The sequence below is a fragment of the Pseudomonas sichuanensis genome (assembly GCF_024749065.1).
In the GTDB taxonomy this organism is placed as follows: domain Bacteria; phylum Pseudomonadota; class Gammaproteobacteria; order Pseudomonadales; family Pseudomonadaceae; genus Aquipseudomonas; species Aquipseudomonas sichuanensis.
The window spans coordinates 637,950-652,944 of sequence record NZ_CP087185.1 but is presented as its reverse complement, the minus strand read 5'-3'; the positions used below and the strand labels follow the sequence as shown (position 1 = coordinate 652,944).

The following is a 14,995-nucleotide window of genomic DNA, read 5'->3' as shown; positions in this document are numbered from 1 at the left end:
CCCATGCTGGAAAATTTCACGCAAGCGATAAATATTGAAATGCTGCTTCTGCTGGCCGCTGTCGCATTGCTGGCCGGTTTTTTCGACGCGATTGCCGGTGGTGGTGGCCTGTTGACCTTACCTGTGTTGTTCATCGCCGGTATCGACCCCCTGGCGGCCATCGCAACCAATAAGTTCCAAGCCACTTCGGCGACCGTTTCTGCGACCGTAGCCTTTGCCCGCAAAGGCATGATCGACTGGCACGGCGGCCTGCCCATGGCGCTTATGGCATTCATTGGCGGCGCCCTGGGCGCGCTATCAATCAGTTTGATTCCCCATGACCTGCTGCAGGCCTGCGTGCCTGTTCTGCTGATTTTGGTCGCTGCCTGGTTTGCCTTCAGCCCCAAACCGCGAGAGCAGGAGCGCAAGGCGAAAGTGTCGCTACGCCTGTTCTGCCTGGGCGTGGCGCCGTTGATTGGCTTCTATGACGGCGTATTCGGCCCTGGGGTTGGTTCGTTTTTCATGCTTGCTTGTGTGCTCCTGCTCGGGCAGCACTTGATGCGCGCGGTGTGCACCAGCAAACTGCTGAACGCTGCGTGTAATCTGGGTGCGTTATCAGTGTTCGCCCTTGGTGGCGCGATCATCTGGCCACTGGCACTGACGATGGCTGGTGCAGCCTTTACCGGCGCACAACTGGGCGCCCGCTGCGCCGTGCGTTTTGGGCCCCGGCTGATCAGGCCGCTGCTGGTCAGCGTCTGCTGCATCATGGCGCTAAAACTGCTGGCCAGTGCTGACAACCCGCTCGGCGAATGGGTAAGCAGTCAGTTTTCATAGGAGCAAGAGATGGACCTCGGGGTAACCACCGCGCAACGCGCTCTCTGGCAGTACAACGAACCCGCCCCCGGCGCCGAGCGCTTCATTGACGAAGCCTTCGACGGTTATCGCCAGCAGGCCCGCCTGCTGTTGCCGGACAGCGAACGGGCGCCACCGGTGTTCGTGGTCGGCGGCGCCCGTTCGGACTTCACTCGGCTCAACCCGCTGCTGTACCGCCTGCAGCAGCAGGGCATCGGCTCGCTGACCGGCAACCTGTCCGGCCATAGCCTGGCCAGCGAACCGGGGGCAAAGGATGCCTCGCTGGCCAGCAACCTGCAGGAAGCCTTGCGCTTCCACCAGCATCTGGACAGCCGTAGCGACACCCTGATCGGCCACAGCCTGGGCGGCGCCATCGCCCTCAAGCTGGCGGCGCAGCGCCCGAATGTGCGCAAGCTGGTGCTGATCTGCCCGGCGGTGTACCCCGACGCCGCCCACAGCGCGCCCTTCGGCCCGGCGTTCACGGCGGCGATCCGCAAGCCTTTCGCGTTTCTCGACTGCGACAGCTATGCCTTTCTGCGCCAGTTCCAGGGCCGCGTGCTGCTGGTGATCGGCGAATACGACGGGCTCAACTCGCGGGTGCACGGCCAGGGGGCCGGGACGTCGGCGGGGGTCCGGCGAATGGCGGGTGTCGAGCGTTACAGCCCGATCCCCGAGGAAGTTACCCACAGCCTGCTGCGCTCTGTGCCGGCGCCGCATGTGGAGTGCCTGATGCTCACCGACTGCGACCATGGCATTGCCGCCCACCTGCGTGACCGGCCGGAGGTGGCGGATCAGGTGGCGCAGGCGGTGGGGGCGTTCATCCTGGACTGAACTCGCCTGACGCCTGTAGGAGCGGCCTTGTGCCGCGAAAGGGCTGCACAGCAGCCCCGGCAATTTGTATTGCGTAGCTGAAAATCTGGGGCCGCTTCGCGACCCGTTCGCGGCACAAGGCCGCTCCTACAGGATCGCGCTTAACCTATCACTCGATCTCGAACAGGCCGTTGCTGATGGAACCCGCGCTCAGCCGGTCGCGGATATCGTCGTCGATGCGCGGGTCATCCGGGCGATACAGGCGCACCTGACGGAAGGCGTTGATCCGGTTGATCTCCTCGCCCAGGTACTCCCAGACCACGCGGGTGCACGCCGGGTTACGCCGGTCGCCGCTGGACACGCCGGTTTTCAGGCCATTGAGGCGTGTGATGCGGCTCTTGAAGCTGGGGATGAGGATGGTCTGGCTCATCTCGTTCAAGGTCAGCGACTCGTAGTCCACCAGGAACAGGCGATCCTGCAACTGGAACGCCGCCCCCAGGTAGCGGCAGCGCACCTCGGCGTGGGGGTCGGTGGCGCTGCTGCGCTCCTGGCGCTCCTGGCGCTCGAACAGGTAGCGCTCACGTTCTTCGCGCAGATGCACCAGCGACACCAGGATCAAGCCTGGCACCGACATGCAATTGGAGTATTCGAAGTAGTAACCGCAGTAGCGCGACAGGTTGACGACATGGTCGTTGAGCGGCTTGAACAGCTCACTGATCGGGTTGTTCTGCTGCGCGGCCGGGTTGCGCGCGCCGATCAGGCGGGCGAACTGTTCGGGCGGCAAACCCAGCTCGTAATCCTCGACGCCGAAGAAGTCACCAATCCGTTTGAGGTTGTACGGCGTCGGCCGGCTTTGCCCGCTCAGGTACTTGTTGAACTGCCCGCGGTTGATCGACAGCTGCCGGCAAACCTCCGAGATAGAGCGGTAGTGGCTACAGGCCAATTTAAGGTTGTCAGCGAAGTGATCGCCCATGATACCGGGGTCCAGATGATGCGAGTGATGCAATTCTAGCATCAAGTCGCACCAAAACAGAGCAACCCGCGAAATTGTAACCGCAGTTGTCATGACCCACCCTGCGCCCCAATCAATCGCGGTGCGCCTGCCGTCCGCAGATTTTCCACACGAACAATAAGAATCGAGGTCATTTCAAAATGCTCGAAGCACTCAACGATTTCCTTTCGGGGAAGCTCCTCATCGTGCTGATCGTCGGTCTCGGCAGCTACTTCACCATCCGCTCGCGGTTCGTGCAGTTCCGCCACTTCGGCCACATGTTCAGTGTGTTCAAGGAATCCCTGCGTGGCCAGGCAGGCCAGCTGAGCTCGTTCCAGGCCCTGATGCTGAGCCTGGCCGGCCGCGTCGGCGCCGGTAACATCGCCGGTGTCGGTATCGCCGTGACCCTCGGCGGCCCAGGCGCCGTGTTCTGGATGTGGGTCACCGCACTGGTGGGCATGTCCAGCAGCTTCTTCGAATGCACCCTGGCCCAGGTCTACAAGCGCGCCGACGGCGACGGCCTGTACCGCGGCGGCCCGGCGTACTACATCCAGCACGGCCTGAAGCTCAAGAGCATGGCGATCGTGTTCTCGATCCTGCTGCTGGTCACCTACGGCTTTGCCTTCATCGGCCTGCAGTCGTACACCGTGACCCACTCGCTGCAGAACGCCTTTGCCTTCGACCCTCGTCAGACCGGTATCGTCCTGGCCGTGCTGCTGGCCATCACCTTCATCGGTGGCATCAAGCGCATCGCCGCGGTGTCCGACCTGCTGGTACCGATCAAGACCCTGGCCTACATCGGCGTGACCCTGTACGTGATCGGCACCCAGATCGAACACGTACCGGCCATGCTGGAAACCATCTTCAAGAGCGCCTTCGGCCTTGACCCTGCGTTCGCCGGCCTGCTCGGCAGCGCCATCGTCATGGGCGTGAAGCGTGGCGTGTTCGCCAACGAAGCGGGCCTGGGCAGTGCGCCGAACGTCGCCGCCGTGGCCGCGGTGAAACACCCTGGCGCCCAGGGCGTGGTCCAGGCCTTCAGCGTGTTCCTCGACACCTTCGTGATCTGCACCTGCACCGCGCTGCTGATCCTGCTGTCGGGCTTCTACACCCCTGGCTTCGAAGGTGACGGCATCGTCCTGACCCAGAACTCGCTGGCCGCCGTGGTGGGTGACTGGGGCCGCATCTTCGTCAGCGTCGCACTGTCGCTGTTCGTGTTCACCTGCATCCTCTACAACTACTACCTGGGCGAGAACAGCCTGCAGTTCCTGACCCGCAACCGCGTTGTGCTGATGACCTTCCGCGGCCTGGTGCTGGCACTGGTGGTCTGGGGTTCGATGCAGGACCTGTCGACCGTGTTCGCCTTCGCCGACATCACCATGACCTGCCTGGCGTTCGTCAACCTGGTGGCCCTGGCCCTGCTGTTCAAGGTCGGCCTGCGGGTGATGCGCGACTACGACGAGCAGCGCAAGGCTGGCATCAAGCAGCCGGTGTTCGACTCGAGCAAGTTCACCGATCTGGACCTGGACCGTGCCGCCTGGCCGGCCAATCCGCAGGCTGAAACAGCCGCTGACAATCGCGCTGCCCAAGCGCAAACCCAGCGCTGATATTCTCCCCTGCCCCAGCCGCCCCGTCCGTGGGCGGCTGACTCTTTCTTCGTCTTCAGGCCCCTCGTCGGCAAGCCGGCTCCCACTGGGGATCGCGCTGCCCCGGGCATACGCCGCGACAGGGCCTGACATCGCTACGGAATGCTCCAATGCGTGCAGTCAAGAATCTCCTCGTCCTCTACACCGGTGGCACCATCGGCATGTTGCAGTCCGCCGAAGGCCTGGCGCCAGCCGGCGGCTTCGACGCACGCATGCGCGAGCACTTTGCCGCTTGCGCCGATGCCCCCCAGTTACCCTGGACCCTGCGTGAACTGAACCCGCTGATCGACAGCGCCAACATGCAGCAGGCCAACTGGCTGGCAATGCGCGACGCCATCGTCGAGGCGGTCGAGCAGCAGGGCCACGACGGCGTGCTGGTACTGCACGGCACCGATACCCTGGCCTACAGCGCCGCGGCCCTGTCGTTCCTGCTGCTGGGCCTGCCGGTGCCGGTGCTGCTGACCGGCTCGATGCTGCCGGCCGGCGCGCCGGACAGCGATGCCTGGGCCAACCTGATCGGCGCCCTGCGCCTGTTCGAAAGCGGCCTGGAAGACGGCGTGCAGCTGTACTTCCACGGCCAGCTGCTGCATGGCTGCCGTGCGTCGAAGCTGCGTAGCGAGGCGTTCGACGCCTTCACTGCCCTGCCCCGCCACCGTGAGGGCCCGCGTGCTCCGGAACTACCGACTCGCCTGGACTACCGCCAGAAGCGCCAGCCGGTCAAGCTGGCGGTGATGCCGGTGTTCCCGGGCCTTGCCGCCGAGCACTTGCGCGGCCTGTTCGACAGTGGCGTGCAGGGGCTGGTGCTGGAGTGCTATGGCAGCGGCACCGGGCCGTCCGACGACCAGGCGCTGCTCGACGTGCTGCATGACGCCCGCCAGGGCGGCGTGATGATCGTCGCCATCAGCCAGTGCCCGGAAGGTTCGGTGGTGTTCGATACCTACGCCGCCGGTAGCCGCCTGCGCGATACCGGGCTGGTGAGTGGCGGTGGCATGACCCGTGAGGCGGCCCTGGGCAAGTTGTTTGCGCTGCTGGGGGCGGGGCTGGATGCCGATGCGGCTGAGCACTGGTTTGCGCTGGACCTGTGCGGGGAGCGCGCCAACTGAATGCTGGGGGCGCTTTGCGCCCCTTTCGCGACACAAGGCCGCTCCTACAGGGGAATTGCGTTTCCCTGTAGGAGCGGCCTTGTGTCGCGAAAGGGCTGCAAAGCAGCCCCAACAGAATGAATGGCGGAAGGCAGCGGGAGTCGAACCTGCCCGGGAACGGATGCCGTCCCCAACCGGGTTTGAAGCCCGGCCGCGCCACCGGGCGCGATTGCCTTCCTTGGATCGTTCAGTGCTCGGCCTGCTGCTGGGCCAGGGCACTGTCGGTACGAATGTGACGCTGGTCGCCGACCCTGCGGGTCAGGCCGATGCGGTCGAAGTATTCGAGTATCTGCACACTGCGCTTGCGACCGATGCCCAAGCTGTCGCGAAACGCGGCGACCTGTACTATCGGCGATCCCGCCGCCAGCTGCAACAGCAGCTCTGCCATGCGCCTTAGCGTGTCCTGCGGGTAGAACAGGTCACGCACCACCTGGTGCACCACGCCCAGCCTTGCCAACTTGCGCAGCAACAGCCGCACTTCGGCCTCTTCGCGTTGCAGTTCCCCGGCCAGGGTCCTGACCCACGGTGGATCGTAGTCGCCCGCCAGCAGGCGCGGTTGCAAACGCGCCCACAAGGCCGCATCGGCCTCGCTCAATTGAACCTTGTGATCCGGCAAGTGCAGCCAGGGCCCACTGCTGCCGATCGCGCCGTCACCGAGCAGCTCATCCAGCAAGCTGACGAACGCCGGGCGCTCCAGCGGCAAGGCGCAGAAGCGGCGGAGCCGGTCACGGTCGGGGCCGAGCTGGTCGGGCTCCTGCTCATGGAACTGCGCCAGGCGCGCCAGCAGCTGTTGCTTGAGTGCCTGCCATTGCTCACGGGCAAACAACAGCTGGCCCTGGCGCGTGGCGATCACCACCACGTGGTCTGGCAGCTGCCAGGTTTCACGCCGGCGGTTGAACTGGCGCTCCAGGCGCTGCGGGTCGAGCCCTGCGGGGGCGGTTTCGAGCAGCGCAGGCAAGGCCTGCTCCAGCTCGATGGCATCACGCAGCACCTGCAACTGGCGCAAACGCACCTCACTGCGGCGTTGCCGGCTCGGGGCGAATGGGTCGAGCACCCGGCCGCCACCCAGCGTGCGTTGGGCGCGCTGGTCGCGCAGCACCAGGCGATCGCCGTGCACCGCCTGCAAGGGTGCATTGAGCAGCAACTGGGCGAACATGCGCTCGCCGGCGCCCAGCTTTTCACCTTCCAGCAGCGCCACCCGGGCCGTCACGTCCTGGGTGCCGAGGTGCACGTGCACCGCACTGAAATGTTCGAAGGTGCGGGTTTCCGAGGCCAGCAAGGTCAGTTCGATATCGACCCGCACACTGGGCGCATGCAGCCACTCGGGCAGCAACCAATCGCCACGATGCACCTGCTCGATCGCCAGGCGTTCGCCAGTGATGTTCAGCGCTACCCGCTGCCCGGCTTCGGCTATCAGCGCAGCCTGGTTCTGTGCGTGCAATCCGCGCACCCGCACCGGTTTGCCGGCCTTGCCAAGCAGCAGTGTGTCACCGGCGCTGACCTGCCCGGCCAACGCCGTGCCCGTGACCACGATGCCCGCGCCGGACACGGCAAAGACGCGGTCCACGGCCAGCCGAAAGCCCCCGCGCGCACTGCGCCGATGAACCTGTCGTTCAGCGACGAGCAATGCCTCGCGCAGCGCCTCGACCCCTTCGCCGCTCAAGCTCGAAACCGGGAACTGCAACGCCCCCGCATAGGGCCCGGGCGCCAGCAGTTCGGCAACCTGCGCCTGCACCTCGAGCAGCCGCGCCGGCTCGACCCGGTCGCACTTGCTGATCGCCACCAACGCCTGGGCAATGCCCAGCAACTCGATGATCGCCAGGTGCTCGCGGGTCTGCGGCATGACGCCGTCGTCGGCGGCCACCACCAGCAGCACCAGGTCGATGCCGTGGGCGCCGGCCAGCATGTTGTGGATAAAGCGCTCGTGCCCGGGCACATCGATGAAGCCGGTCAGCGGCGCCCCCTCGGCCAGCGCCGCGTAGCGGTAGCCGAGGTCGATGGTCATGCCCCGCGCGCGCTCTTCCTGGCGGGTGTCGCCGGCCTGGCCGGTCAGGGCTTGCAGCAGCGCGGTCTTGCCATGGTCGATATGCCCGGCGGTGCCGACGATCACTGTACCGGCCCCAGTTGCAGCGCCGGCAGTTGCGTCAGCCACTGGGCCTCGTCATCGAGCTGGCGCAGGTCGAGCCACAGGGCATCGTCGTCGATGCGGCCGAGCACCGGCACCGGCAAATCGCGCAGGGCCCGCTCCAGCACGTGCAGGCTGCGGCCCCGCAGCTTCTTCGACACCTGCGGGCGCAGGCACAGGGCGGCACTGGGCAGGCGCGCCACGGGCTGGCTGCCGCTGCCGATCATGCCTAGTGCCGGCTCCACGGTAACGGCCCATTGTTCACCCAGGTGGGACCGGAGGTCAGGGGCCAGGCGCAGTGCCTGGGCCTGGATTTCAGCCTGGCTGCGGGTCAGCAGGCGCAAGCTCGGCAGGCGTTCGGCCAGGCGGTCGAGGTTGCGGTACAGCGCCAGCACCGCTTCCAGCGCGGCGAGGGTGATCTTGTCCACACGCAGGGCGCGCTTGAGCGGGTTTTTCTTGATCTTCGCGATCAGGTCCTTGCGCCCGACGATGATCCCGGCCTGTGGGCCACCGAGCAGCTTGTCGCCGCTGAAGGTGACGATATCGGCGCCGTCGGCCAGGGCCTGGCGCACCGTCGGTTCGGCCGGCAGGCCCCAGCGGGTGAGGTCGAGCAGGCTGCCGCTGCCCAGGTCTTCGAGCAACGGCAACTGGTGTTGGTGGGCAATGCGTGCCAGCTCGGCGGTAGGCACCTGGGTGGTGAAACCCTGAATGCTGTAGTTGCTGCAGTGCACGCGCATCAGCAGCCCGGTGCGCGGGTTGATCGCGCCTTCGTAGTCGCGGGCATGGGTGCGGTTGGTGGTGCCGATCTCGTGCAGCTTCACGCCGGCGCGGGCCATGATGTCGGGGATGCGGAAGGCGCCGCCGATCTCGATCAGCTCGCCGCGGGAGATGATGCCTTCCTTGCGCGCGCCCAGGCTGTTGAGCGCCAACAGCACGGCGGCGGCATTGTTGTTGACCACGGTGACGGCTTCAGCGCCGGTCAGCTCGCGGATCAGGCCTTCGATCAGGTCGTCGCGGTCGCCGCGCTTGCCGGTGGCCAGGTCGAACTCGAGGTTGAGTGGGTAACGGGCGGCAGTCTGCATCGCCTCGATGGCTTCTTCGGGCAGCAATGCCCGGCCCAGGTTGGTGTGCAGAACCGTGCCGGTGAGGTTGAACACCCGGCGGACCTGGCTGCGTTGCTGGATGGCCAGGCGCTCGCCGGCGCGGCCCAGGAGGACTTCGGCGGTCAGTTCGGTGGCATTCAGTTGGCCGAGACGAGCTGGCTCGCGCAGGTCGTCGAGCAGTTGGCGCAGGGTGGCCAGCGTAGCGTCGCGGCCGTGGCGGTCGATCAGTGGGGCGCAGGCTGGGTGGCGCAGCAGGGTGTCGATGGAGGGCAGGCGTGGGGTGGAGCTGGCGAGGGTTGAAGACATTCAGGTACTACCTTGAACTGATCCGTTGTCCTTTCTGGCCCATTCGCGGGTAAACCCGCTCCCACAGGTACGGCACCGGCCATGATGCCAGCGCAATTCCTGTGGGAGCGGGTTTACCCGCGAAAAGGGCGGCTCGGTACTGCAGTGTAGACACTCACTCCCCACCCGGCGCCAACAGCAGGTTCGGCGCCAGGCGATGGAACCCCTCCTCCTCCAGGCGGATGTCCAGCGCCAGGCTCGCCAGGTCGTCGGCCAGCGCTTCGGCGGCGGCGTCGTTCTCCAGATAGCTCTGCTTCAAATAGCTCTGGCACCCCGGGCAACATTCGGCGCGCAGCGGCGCCTTGCCTGCTGCGTAGCGGTCGTCTTCGAAGTGGCTGTAGCGCAAGTCCTTGCTCGACTCGCAATACACGCATTTGACCCGCACCACATGCCATTCGCAGGCACACAGCGAGCAGGCCAGGTAGCGCAGGCCGTTGTGCTTGCCGCGGTTACGCACCACCCCGGCCATGGCTGGCGAACCGCAAGCCGGGCATTGCGCCAGGCTGCCAGCGGGCTTGAGCTCGGGTTCGGGCAGCGCCAGCAACCAGCTCGACCAGGCCGCCTGCAACGCGGCGCCGATGAAGGGCACCAGCGCCGCCGGCAGCCCATCGTACTGGCCACCCAGCAAGGCGATGCCCCAGCCTTTGCGCTGGCTGTCGTCCGCGTCGCGCAGGGTTTGCAACGCATCGGCCAAGGGGCCCTCGGCGTCGACCTTGAAATGCTCGAGCAGCGCCTGCAACCACGGCAACCACGGCCCTTCGCGCACCAGGCTGTCGGCCGCCAGCGGCGGCAAGCCATGGCTTATGCACAGGCGCTGGCGCTCTGCGGCCACCGGCAAGGCGCCGGGCGGGTTATCCACAAGCAGCTGCTGGATCCGACAAAGCTGCGCAACCCATTGCAGGTACTCACCCAAGGCATTGCCCTCGGCCAGGTACTGCAACCGCGCGGCCCGCAGTTCGAACAGGTTGGCGGGGGGCAGGTGCAGAAACGGCGGCATCACTGCCGACGCTTCGATCTGCCCGGGTTCGAGAATCGTGCTCAAACGGTCATCCTTCCTTACGGCCGTGATTGCTCGGCGTCTTGTCGCCGGTCACATCGCGGTACCAGAGTTCATGGTGCTTGCGTGCCCAGGCGCGGCTGACCCAGCCATGCAGCATGGCGCCGATCGAGCCCTTGATCCAGATCCCGGCATAGATATGCACGATGATGCTGAGGATCAGCACGAACGCCGCCAGGGCATGCAACAGCGCCGACAGGCGTATGACGTCGATGCCGAACCAGTGGCTGAAGTACGCCCGCCAGATCACCACGCCGCTGACCAGCAGCACCAGCATGCAGGCCAGCAGGGTCCAGAACAGCAGCTTCTGCCCGGCGTTGTACTTGCCCACCGGCGGTACGCCCTCTTCCTGGTTGAGCATCACACGGTCGACGCGGCGCAGCCACAGGCGGTCGTTGGCGGTGATGAAGTTGGCGCGCCAGAAGCGCAGTACCAGCCCGAGGAAGAACACGAACATCGCCACGCCGATGAACGGGTGCAGGATCCGCGTCCAGGGGCCGCCGCCGAACAGGTGGCTGAGCCAGAACAGCGCCGGGTGGAACAGCGCCAGCCCCGACAGGCCGGCCAGCACGAACAGGATCGCCACCACCCAGTGGTTGCTGCGTTCGTTGGCGTTGTAGCGCAGGATCGGTTTGTCGTCGTTCATGGCCGCTGCTCCCCCTGCCCGCCCGGGCGGTTCGGATCATAGACATGCACCGCCGGATCCACCTGATGGACCGTGTTATCCACAGGCGCCGGGTGTTCGTCCTCCTCGACCCGCTGCGGCCCGACGCGCACGTAGTGGAAGAACCCGGCCAGCACCGCTGCGCCCATGGCCAGCAGCGCCAGCGGCTTGGTGAAGCCTTTCCACAGCCCCACCAGCGGGCTGATCACCGGCTGATCCGGCAGGCCAGCGTAGATCCGTGGCGTGTCGGCATGGTGCAGCACATACATCACGTGGGTGCCGCCGACGCCATCCGGGTCGTACAGCCCGGCGTTCTCAAAGCCTCGCGATTTCAGATCGACGATGCGCTCGTCGGCATGCACCTTCATCTCTTCCTTGCTGCCGAAGACGATCGCCCCGGTGGGGCAGGTCTTCACGCAGGCCGGCTCCAGGCCCACGCTGACGCGGTCGGAACACAGGGTGCACTTGTACGCCTTGTGGTCCTTCTGCGAGATGCGCGGGATGTTGAACGGGCAGCCGGTGATGCAGTAACCGCAGCCGATGCAGTGGTCCTGGTTGAAGTCGACGATGCCGTTGGCATGCTTGATGATCGCCCCCGGGCTCGGGCAGGCCTTCAGGCAACCGGGGTCGGCGCAGTGCATGCAGCCATCCTTGCGGATCAGCCACTCCAGGTTGCCATCGTCGCGCTCGTGCTCGGTGAAGCGCATCAGGGTCCAGGTTTCGGCGGACAGGTCCTGGGGGTTGTCGTAGGTGCCGTGGTTGTGGCCCACCTCGTCACGCAGTTCGTTCCACTCCGAGCACGCCACCTGGCAGGCCTTGCAGCCGATGCACTTGGTGGTGTCGATCAGCTTGGCGACTTCCTGCTGCTGGCGTACCGAGGGCGGCACGGTGGTGGTGGCGGAGCGGGCAATGATGTCTTGGCTGGCCATCAGAGTTTCTCCACTTTGACGAGGAACGACTTGGACTCCGGCGTCTGGGTGTTGCCATCACCGAGGAACGGCACCAGGGTGTTGGTCAGGTAGCCGTGCCGCGTGCTGCCGGTGAAGCCCCAGTGCAGCGGGATGCCGATCTGGTGCACGGTCTGGTTGTTGACCTGCAGCGGGCGAATCCGCTTGGTCACCACCGCCACCGCGTCGATATGCCCGCGCTTGCTCGACACCCGCACCCGGTCGCCGGCCTTGATGCCTTTCTCGTTGGCCAGCACCTCGCCGATTTCGACGAACTGCTCGGGCTGGGCGATGGCGTTGAGCCGGCAATGCTTGCTCCAGAAGTGGAAGTGCTCGGTCAGCCGGTAGGTGGTTGCCGCGTAAGGGAACTCGTCGTGGGTGCCGAGGGTGTCCCACACCGAATCGAAGATGCGCCCGGCCGGATTGCTGGTGGCCTTCTTGTTCTGCGGGTGCAGCGGGTTGATCCCGATCGGCGTCTCGAACGGCTCGTAGTGCTCGGGGAACGGCCCCTCGGCCATCTTGTCGATGGCGAAGAACCGGGCCACGCCCTCGGGGTTCATGATGAACGGGTTCATCCCCGCTTCCGGCGGCGAGTCGACCTTGAAGTCCGGCACGTCGGTGCCGGTCCAGGCCTTGCCGTTCCACCACACCAGGCGTTTTTTCTCCGGGTCCCACGGCTTGCCTTGCGGGTCGCTGGAGGCGCGGTTGTAGAGGATGCGACGGTTGGCCGGCCAGGCCCAGGCCCAGTTCTGCACCTGGTGCATGCCGTACGGGTCGCTGTTGTCGCGGCGGGCCATCTGGTTGCCCTGCTCGGTCCAGCTGCCGGCGAAGATCCAGCACCCGGACGCCGTGCTGCCGTCGTCCTTCATCTGGGCGAAGCCGGCCAGCTGTTGCCCGGCCTTGAGCGTGGCGCCGCTGGCGTCGGTGAGGTCGCTGACCGCCCAGCCGTTCATCTCCTTGGCCAGCTCCTCGGGGGATGGCTCTTCAGGGACCTTGTAGGGCCAGCTGATGTTGAGCATCGCGTCGGGGTAAGCGCCGCCCTCGGCCTGGTAACGCTTGCGCAGGCGCAGGAACAGTTCGCTCATGATGTGCACGTCGGTGCGGGTTTCGCCCGGGCCGTCGGCGCCCTTCCAGTGCCACTGCAGCCAGCGGCTGCTGTTGACCAGCGAGCCGTCTTCCTCGGCGAAGCAGGTGGTGGGCAGGCGAATCACCTCGGTTTGGATGTTGGCCGTGTCGACGTCGTTGAACGGGCCGGCGTTACGCCAGAACTCGGAGGTTTCGGTGGCCAGCGGGTCCATGATCACCAGCCACTTGAGCTTGGCCAGCGCGGCGGTGACGCGGTTCTTGTCCGGCAGCGCGGCAATCGGGTTGAAGCCCTGGCACATGTAGCCGTTGACCTTGCCCTGGCCCATCATCTCGAACATGCGCAGCACGTCGTAGGCCGGCACGTCGAGCTTGGGCAGCCAGTCGTAGCCCCAGTTGTTTTCGGCGGTGGCGTTGGCGCCGTACCAGGCCTTCATCAGGCTGACGTGGAACTTGCCGTAGTTCTGCCAGTACGACAACTGCCCGGGGCGCAGCGGTTTGGAGGCGCGCTTGTCGATGTAGCTGGCGTAGTCCTGCTCGGCATCGCCAGCCAGGGTGAGGTAACCCGGCAGCGAGTTCGACAGCAGGCCCAGGTCGGTCAGGCCCTGGATGTTGGAGTGCCCGCGCAGGGCGTTGACCCCGCCACCCGGCATGCCGACGTTGCCCAGCAGCAACTGCACCATGGCCGCACTGCGGATGATCTGCGCGCCGATGGAGTGCTGGGTCCAGCCCAGGGCGTAGAGGATCGTCATGGTCTTGCCCGGCACCGAGCAGGTGGCGATCTCTTCCCAGACTTTCATCATCTGGTCCTGGGGCATGCCGCAGGTCATGCTCGCCAGCTCCGGCGTGTAGCGGCTGTAGTGCTGCTTCATCAGCTGGTAGACGCAACGCGGGTGCTGCAAGGTCGGGTCGACCTTGGCAAAGCCATCCTCGCCCAGCTCGTAGCCCCAGCCGGACTTGTCGGCGTACACGCGCTTGGCCGCGTCATAGCCGCTGAACAGCCCGTCCTCGAAGCCATAGCTTTCTTTGACGATGAACGACACGTCGGTGTAGTTGCGCACGTACTCGTGCTGGATCTTGTCGTTGCTCAGCAGGTAGTTGATCAGCCCGCCCATGAAGGCGATGTCGCTGCCGGTGCGAATCGGTGCGTAGTAATCGGCTACCGAAGCGGTACGGGTGAACCGCGGGTCGACCACGATCAGCCGCGCCTTGTTGTGCGCCTTGGCTTCGGTCACCCACTTGAAGCCGCACGGGTGCGCTTCAGCGGCATTGCCGCCCATCACCAGGACCAGGTTTGCGTTGGCGATGTCAGACCAGTGATTGGTCATCGCGCCACGGCCGTACGTCGGGGCAAGACTTGCCACCGTCGGGCCGTGTCAGACACGCGCCTGGTTATCGAACCCCAGCATGCCGGTCGAACGGATCACCTTGTGCGTCAGGTAGCCCGCTTCGCTGGAAGCGGCGGACGCGGCAAGGAAGCCCGTGGTGAGCCAACGGTTGACCGTCTGGCCCTGGGCGTTCTTCTCGATGAAGTTGGCATCGCGGTCCTTTTTCATCAGGTCGGCGATGCGGTCGAGGGCTTCGTCCCACTCGATGCGGGTCCATTCCTTGCTGCCCGGCTTGCGGATCTCGGGGTACTTGAGGCGGCTCGGGCTGTGGATAAAGTCCAGCAGGCCCGCGCCTTTGGGGCACAGGGTGCCGCGGTTGACCGGATGGTCCGCGTCGCCCTCGATGTGGATGATGCTCTGTTTGACGTTTTTGCCCGCATCGCCCTGGCTGTACATGATCAGGCCGCAGCCGACCGAGCAGTAGGGGCAGGTGTTACGGGTTTCTTTGGTGTGCGCCAGCTTGAAGTGGCGCACCTGCTCGGCAAATGCGGGGGTTGGGGCCATGCCCAACGCCGCAAGGCTCGAGCCTCCAAGGCCGACGGCGGCGACCTTGAAGAATTGCCGACGGTTGAGGTCCATCGTGCACTCCTGATCAGGTTCTCGGGCGCGCGGGACATGGCCGGCGCCTCAGGGACTTCACGGTGGCGGCACACATAGGCCGCCAACGGTTAAGACTAGTCAAGAATTCGGGAAGGGGGATGACCTGGGTCATGATTGGAGTGAGTGCCGGGTTCATGCCGCACTCTCCCGGGGCCACGGATCAGCGGGAGCATTCCTACCTGCCAGGGCGTGATGGACGGCATCGACTCGCAGGCGGAGCCGCTACTTTCCTTCTGCCAACCCCACACGCCCAAGATTTCGCCAGC

The 14,995-nt window shown here is 65.7% G+C and carries 11 protein-coding genes and 1 tRNA gene; 4 read left to right on the top strand and 8 right to left on the bottom strand.

From position 1 onward, the window contains the following. Positions 1-3 precede the first annotated feature (3 nt). Together LOY51_RS03005 and LOY51_RS03000 are read left to right on the top strand one after the other, a co-directional pair. Positions 4-813: a TSUP family transporter gene (locus tag LOY51_RS03005; RefSeq protein ID WP_258644304.1), complete on the top strand. Its 810-nt coding sequence runs from the start codon at positions 4-6 to the stop codon at positions 811-813. Between the two features lie 9 nt (positions 814-822). Then, positions 823-1,662, top strand: coding sequence for an alpha/beta hydrolase (locus LOY51_RS03000; protein WP_125462419.1), 840 nt, complete (start codon positions 823-825; stop codon positions 1,660-1,662). Positions 1,663-1,810: 148 nt separating this feature from the next. On the opposite strand, the gene LOY51_RS02995 is transcribed toward LOY51_RS03000, so the two are convergent. Next, the gene (locus tag LOY51_RS02995) at positions 1,811-2,614 is read right to left on the bottom strand and encodes a helix-turn-helix domain-containing protein (protein ID WP_110993334.1); all 804 of its coding nucleotides are present in this window, start codon (positions 2,612-2,614) and stop codon (positions 1,811-1,813) included. 179 nt (positions 2,615-2,793) lie between these two features. Here LOY51_RS02995 and LOY51_RS02990 point away from each other — a divergent pair, with 179 nt between their 5' ends. Both LOY51_RS02990 and LOY51_RS02985 read left to right on the top strand, forming a co-directional pair. Then, complete coding sequence (locus tag LOY51_RS02990; RefSeq protein ID WP_125462417.1) at positions 2,794-4,236, top strand: alanine/glycine:cation symporter family protein; 1,443 nt, start codon at positions 2,794-2,796, stop codon at positions 4,234-4,236. Positions 4,237-4,385: 149 nt separating this feature from the next. Further along, positions 4,386-5,378: an asparaginase gene (locus LOY51_RS02985; RefSeq protein WP_258644294.1), complete on the top strand. Its 993-nt coding sequence runs from the start codon at positions 4,386-4,388 to the stop codon at positions 5,376-5,378. A 121-nt stretch (positions 5,379-5,499) separates the two neighbouring features. On the opposite strand, the gene LOY51_RS02980 is transcribed toward LOY51_RS02985, so the two are convergent. The 7 genes from LOY51_RS02980 to fdnG all read right to left on the bottom strand — a co-directional run bounded on the left by LOY51_RS02980 (position 5,500) and on the right by fdnG (position 14,708). Continuing rightward, positions 5,500-5,595 (bottom strand) — tRNA-Sec (locus LOY51_RS02980). A 9-nt stretch (positions 5,596-5,604) separates the two neighbouring features. Next, entirely contained in the window at positions 5,605-7,527 is a 1,923-nt protein-coding gene (selB, locus tag LOY51_RS02975) for a selenocysteine-specific translation elongation factor (RefSeq protein ID WP_258646601.1), read from the bottom strand. After that, positions 7,524-8,951 carry an L-seryl-tRNA(Sec) selenium transferase gene (gene selA, locus LOY51_RS02970; RefSeq protein ID WP_258644285.1) on the bottom strand — a complete coding sequence of 476 codons (1,428 nt, stop codon included), beginning with the start codon at positions 8,949-8,951 and terminating at the stop codon, positions 7,524-7,526. The genes selB and selA overlap by 4 nt, the downstream gene beginning before the upstream one ends. 154 nt (positions 8,952-9,105) lie before the next feature. Next, the gene (fdhE, locus tag LOY51_RS02965) at positions 9,106-10,032 is read right to left on the bottom strand and encodes a formate dehydrogenase accessory protein FdhE (protein WP_258644284.1); all 927 of its coding nucleotides are present in this window, start codon (positions 10,030-10,032) and stop codon (positions 9,106-9,108) included. A gap of 4 nt (positions 10,033-10,036) precedes the next feature. Then, positions 10,037-10,693 (bottom strand): formate dehydrogenase subunit gamma, encoded by a 657-nt coding sequence (locus LOY51_RS02960; protein ID WP_258644282.1) that lies wholly within the window; start codon positions 10,691-10,693, stop codon positions 10,037-10,039. After that, positions 10,690-11,640, bottom strand: coding sequence for a formate dehydrogenase subunit beta (fdxH, locus tag LOY51_RS02955; protein ID WP_125462412.1), 951 nt, complete (start codon positions 11,638-11,640; stop codon positions 10,690-10,692). Before fdxH ends, LOY51_RS02960 begins: the two co-directional genes overlap by 4 nt. Further along, positions 11,640-14,708 (bottom strand): formate dehydrogenase-N subunit alpha, encoded by a 3,069-nt coding sequence (gene fdnG, locus LOY51_RS02950; protein WP_258644279.1) that lies wholly within the window; start codon positions 14,706-14,708, stop codon positions 11,640-11,642. The genes fdxH and fdnG overlap by 1 nt, the downstream gene beginning before the upstream one ends. Positions 14,709-14,995 lie beyond the last annotated feature (287 nt).

What these genes read in the sequence shown, in the direction of transcription:
- LOY51_RS02985 (WP_258644294.1), top strand. Translation starts at nt 4,386, where the DNA reads ATGCGTGCAGTCAAGAATCTCCTCGTCCTCTACACCGGTGGCACCATC.
- selA (WP_258644285.1), bottom strand. Translation starts at nt 8,951, where the DNA reads ATGTCTTCAACCCTCGCCAGCTCCACCCCACGCCTGCCCTCCATCGAC.
- LOY51_RS02990 (WP_125462417.1), top strand. Translation starts at nt 2,794, where the DNA reads ATGCTCGAAGCACTCAACGATTTCCTTTCGGGGAAGCTCCTCATCGTG.
- fdxH (WP_125462412.1), bottom strand. Translation starts at nt 11,640, where the DNA reads ATGGCCAGCCAAGACATCATTGCCCGCTCCGCCACCACCACCGTGCCG.
- LOY51_RS02995 (WP_110993334.1), bottom strand. Translation starts at nt 2,614, where the DNA reads ATGGGCGATCACTTCGCTGACAACCTTAAATTGGCCTGTAGCCACTAC.
- LOY51_RS03005 (WP_258644304.1), top strand. Translation starts at nt 4, where the DNA reads ATGCTGGAAAATTTCACGCAAGCGATAAATATTGAAATGCTGCTTCTG.
- LOY51_RS02960 (WP_258644282.1), bottom strand. Translation starts at nt 10,693, where the DNA reads ATGAACGACGACAAACCGATCCTGCGCTACAACGCCAACGAACGCAGC.
- LOY51_RS03000 (WP_125462419.1), top strand. Translation starts at nt 823, where the DNA reads ATGGACCTCGGGGTAACCACCGCGCAACGCGCTCTCTGGCAGTACAAC.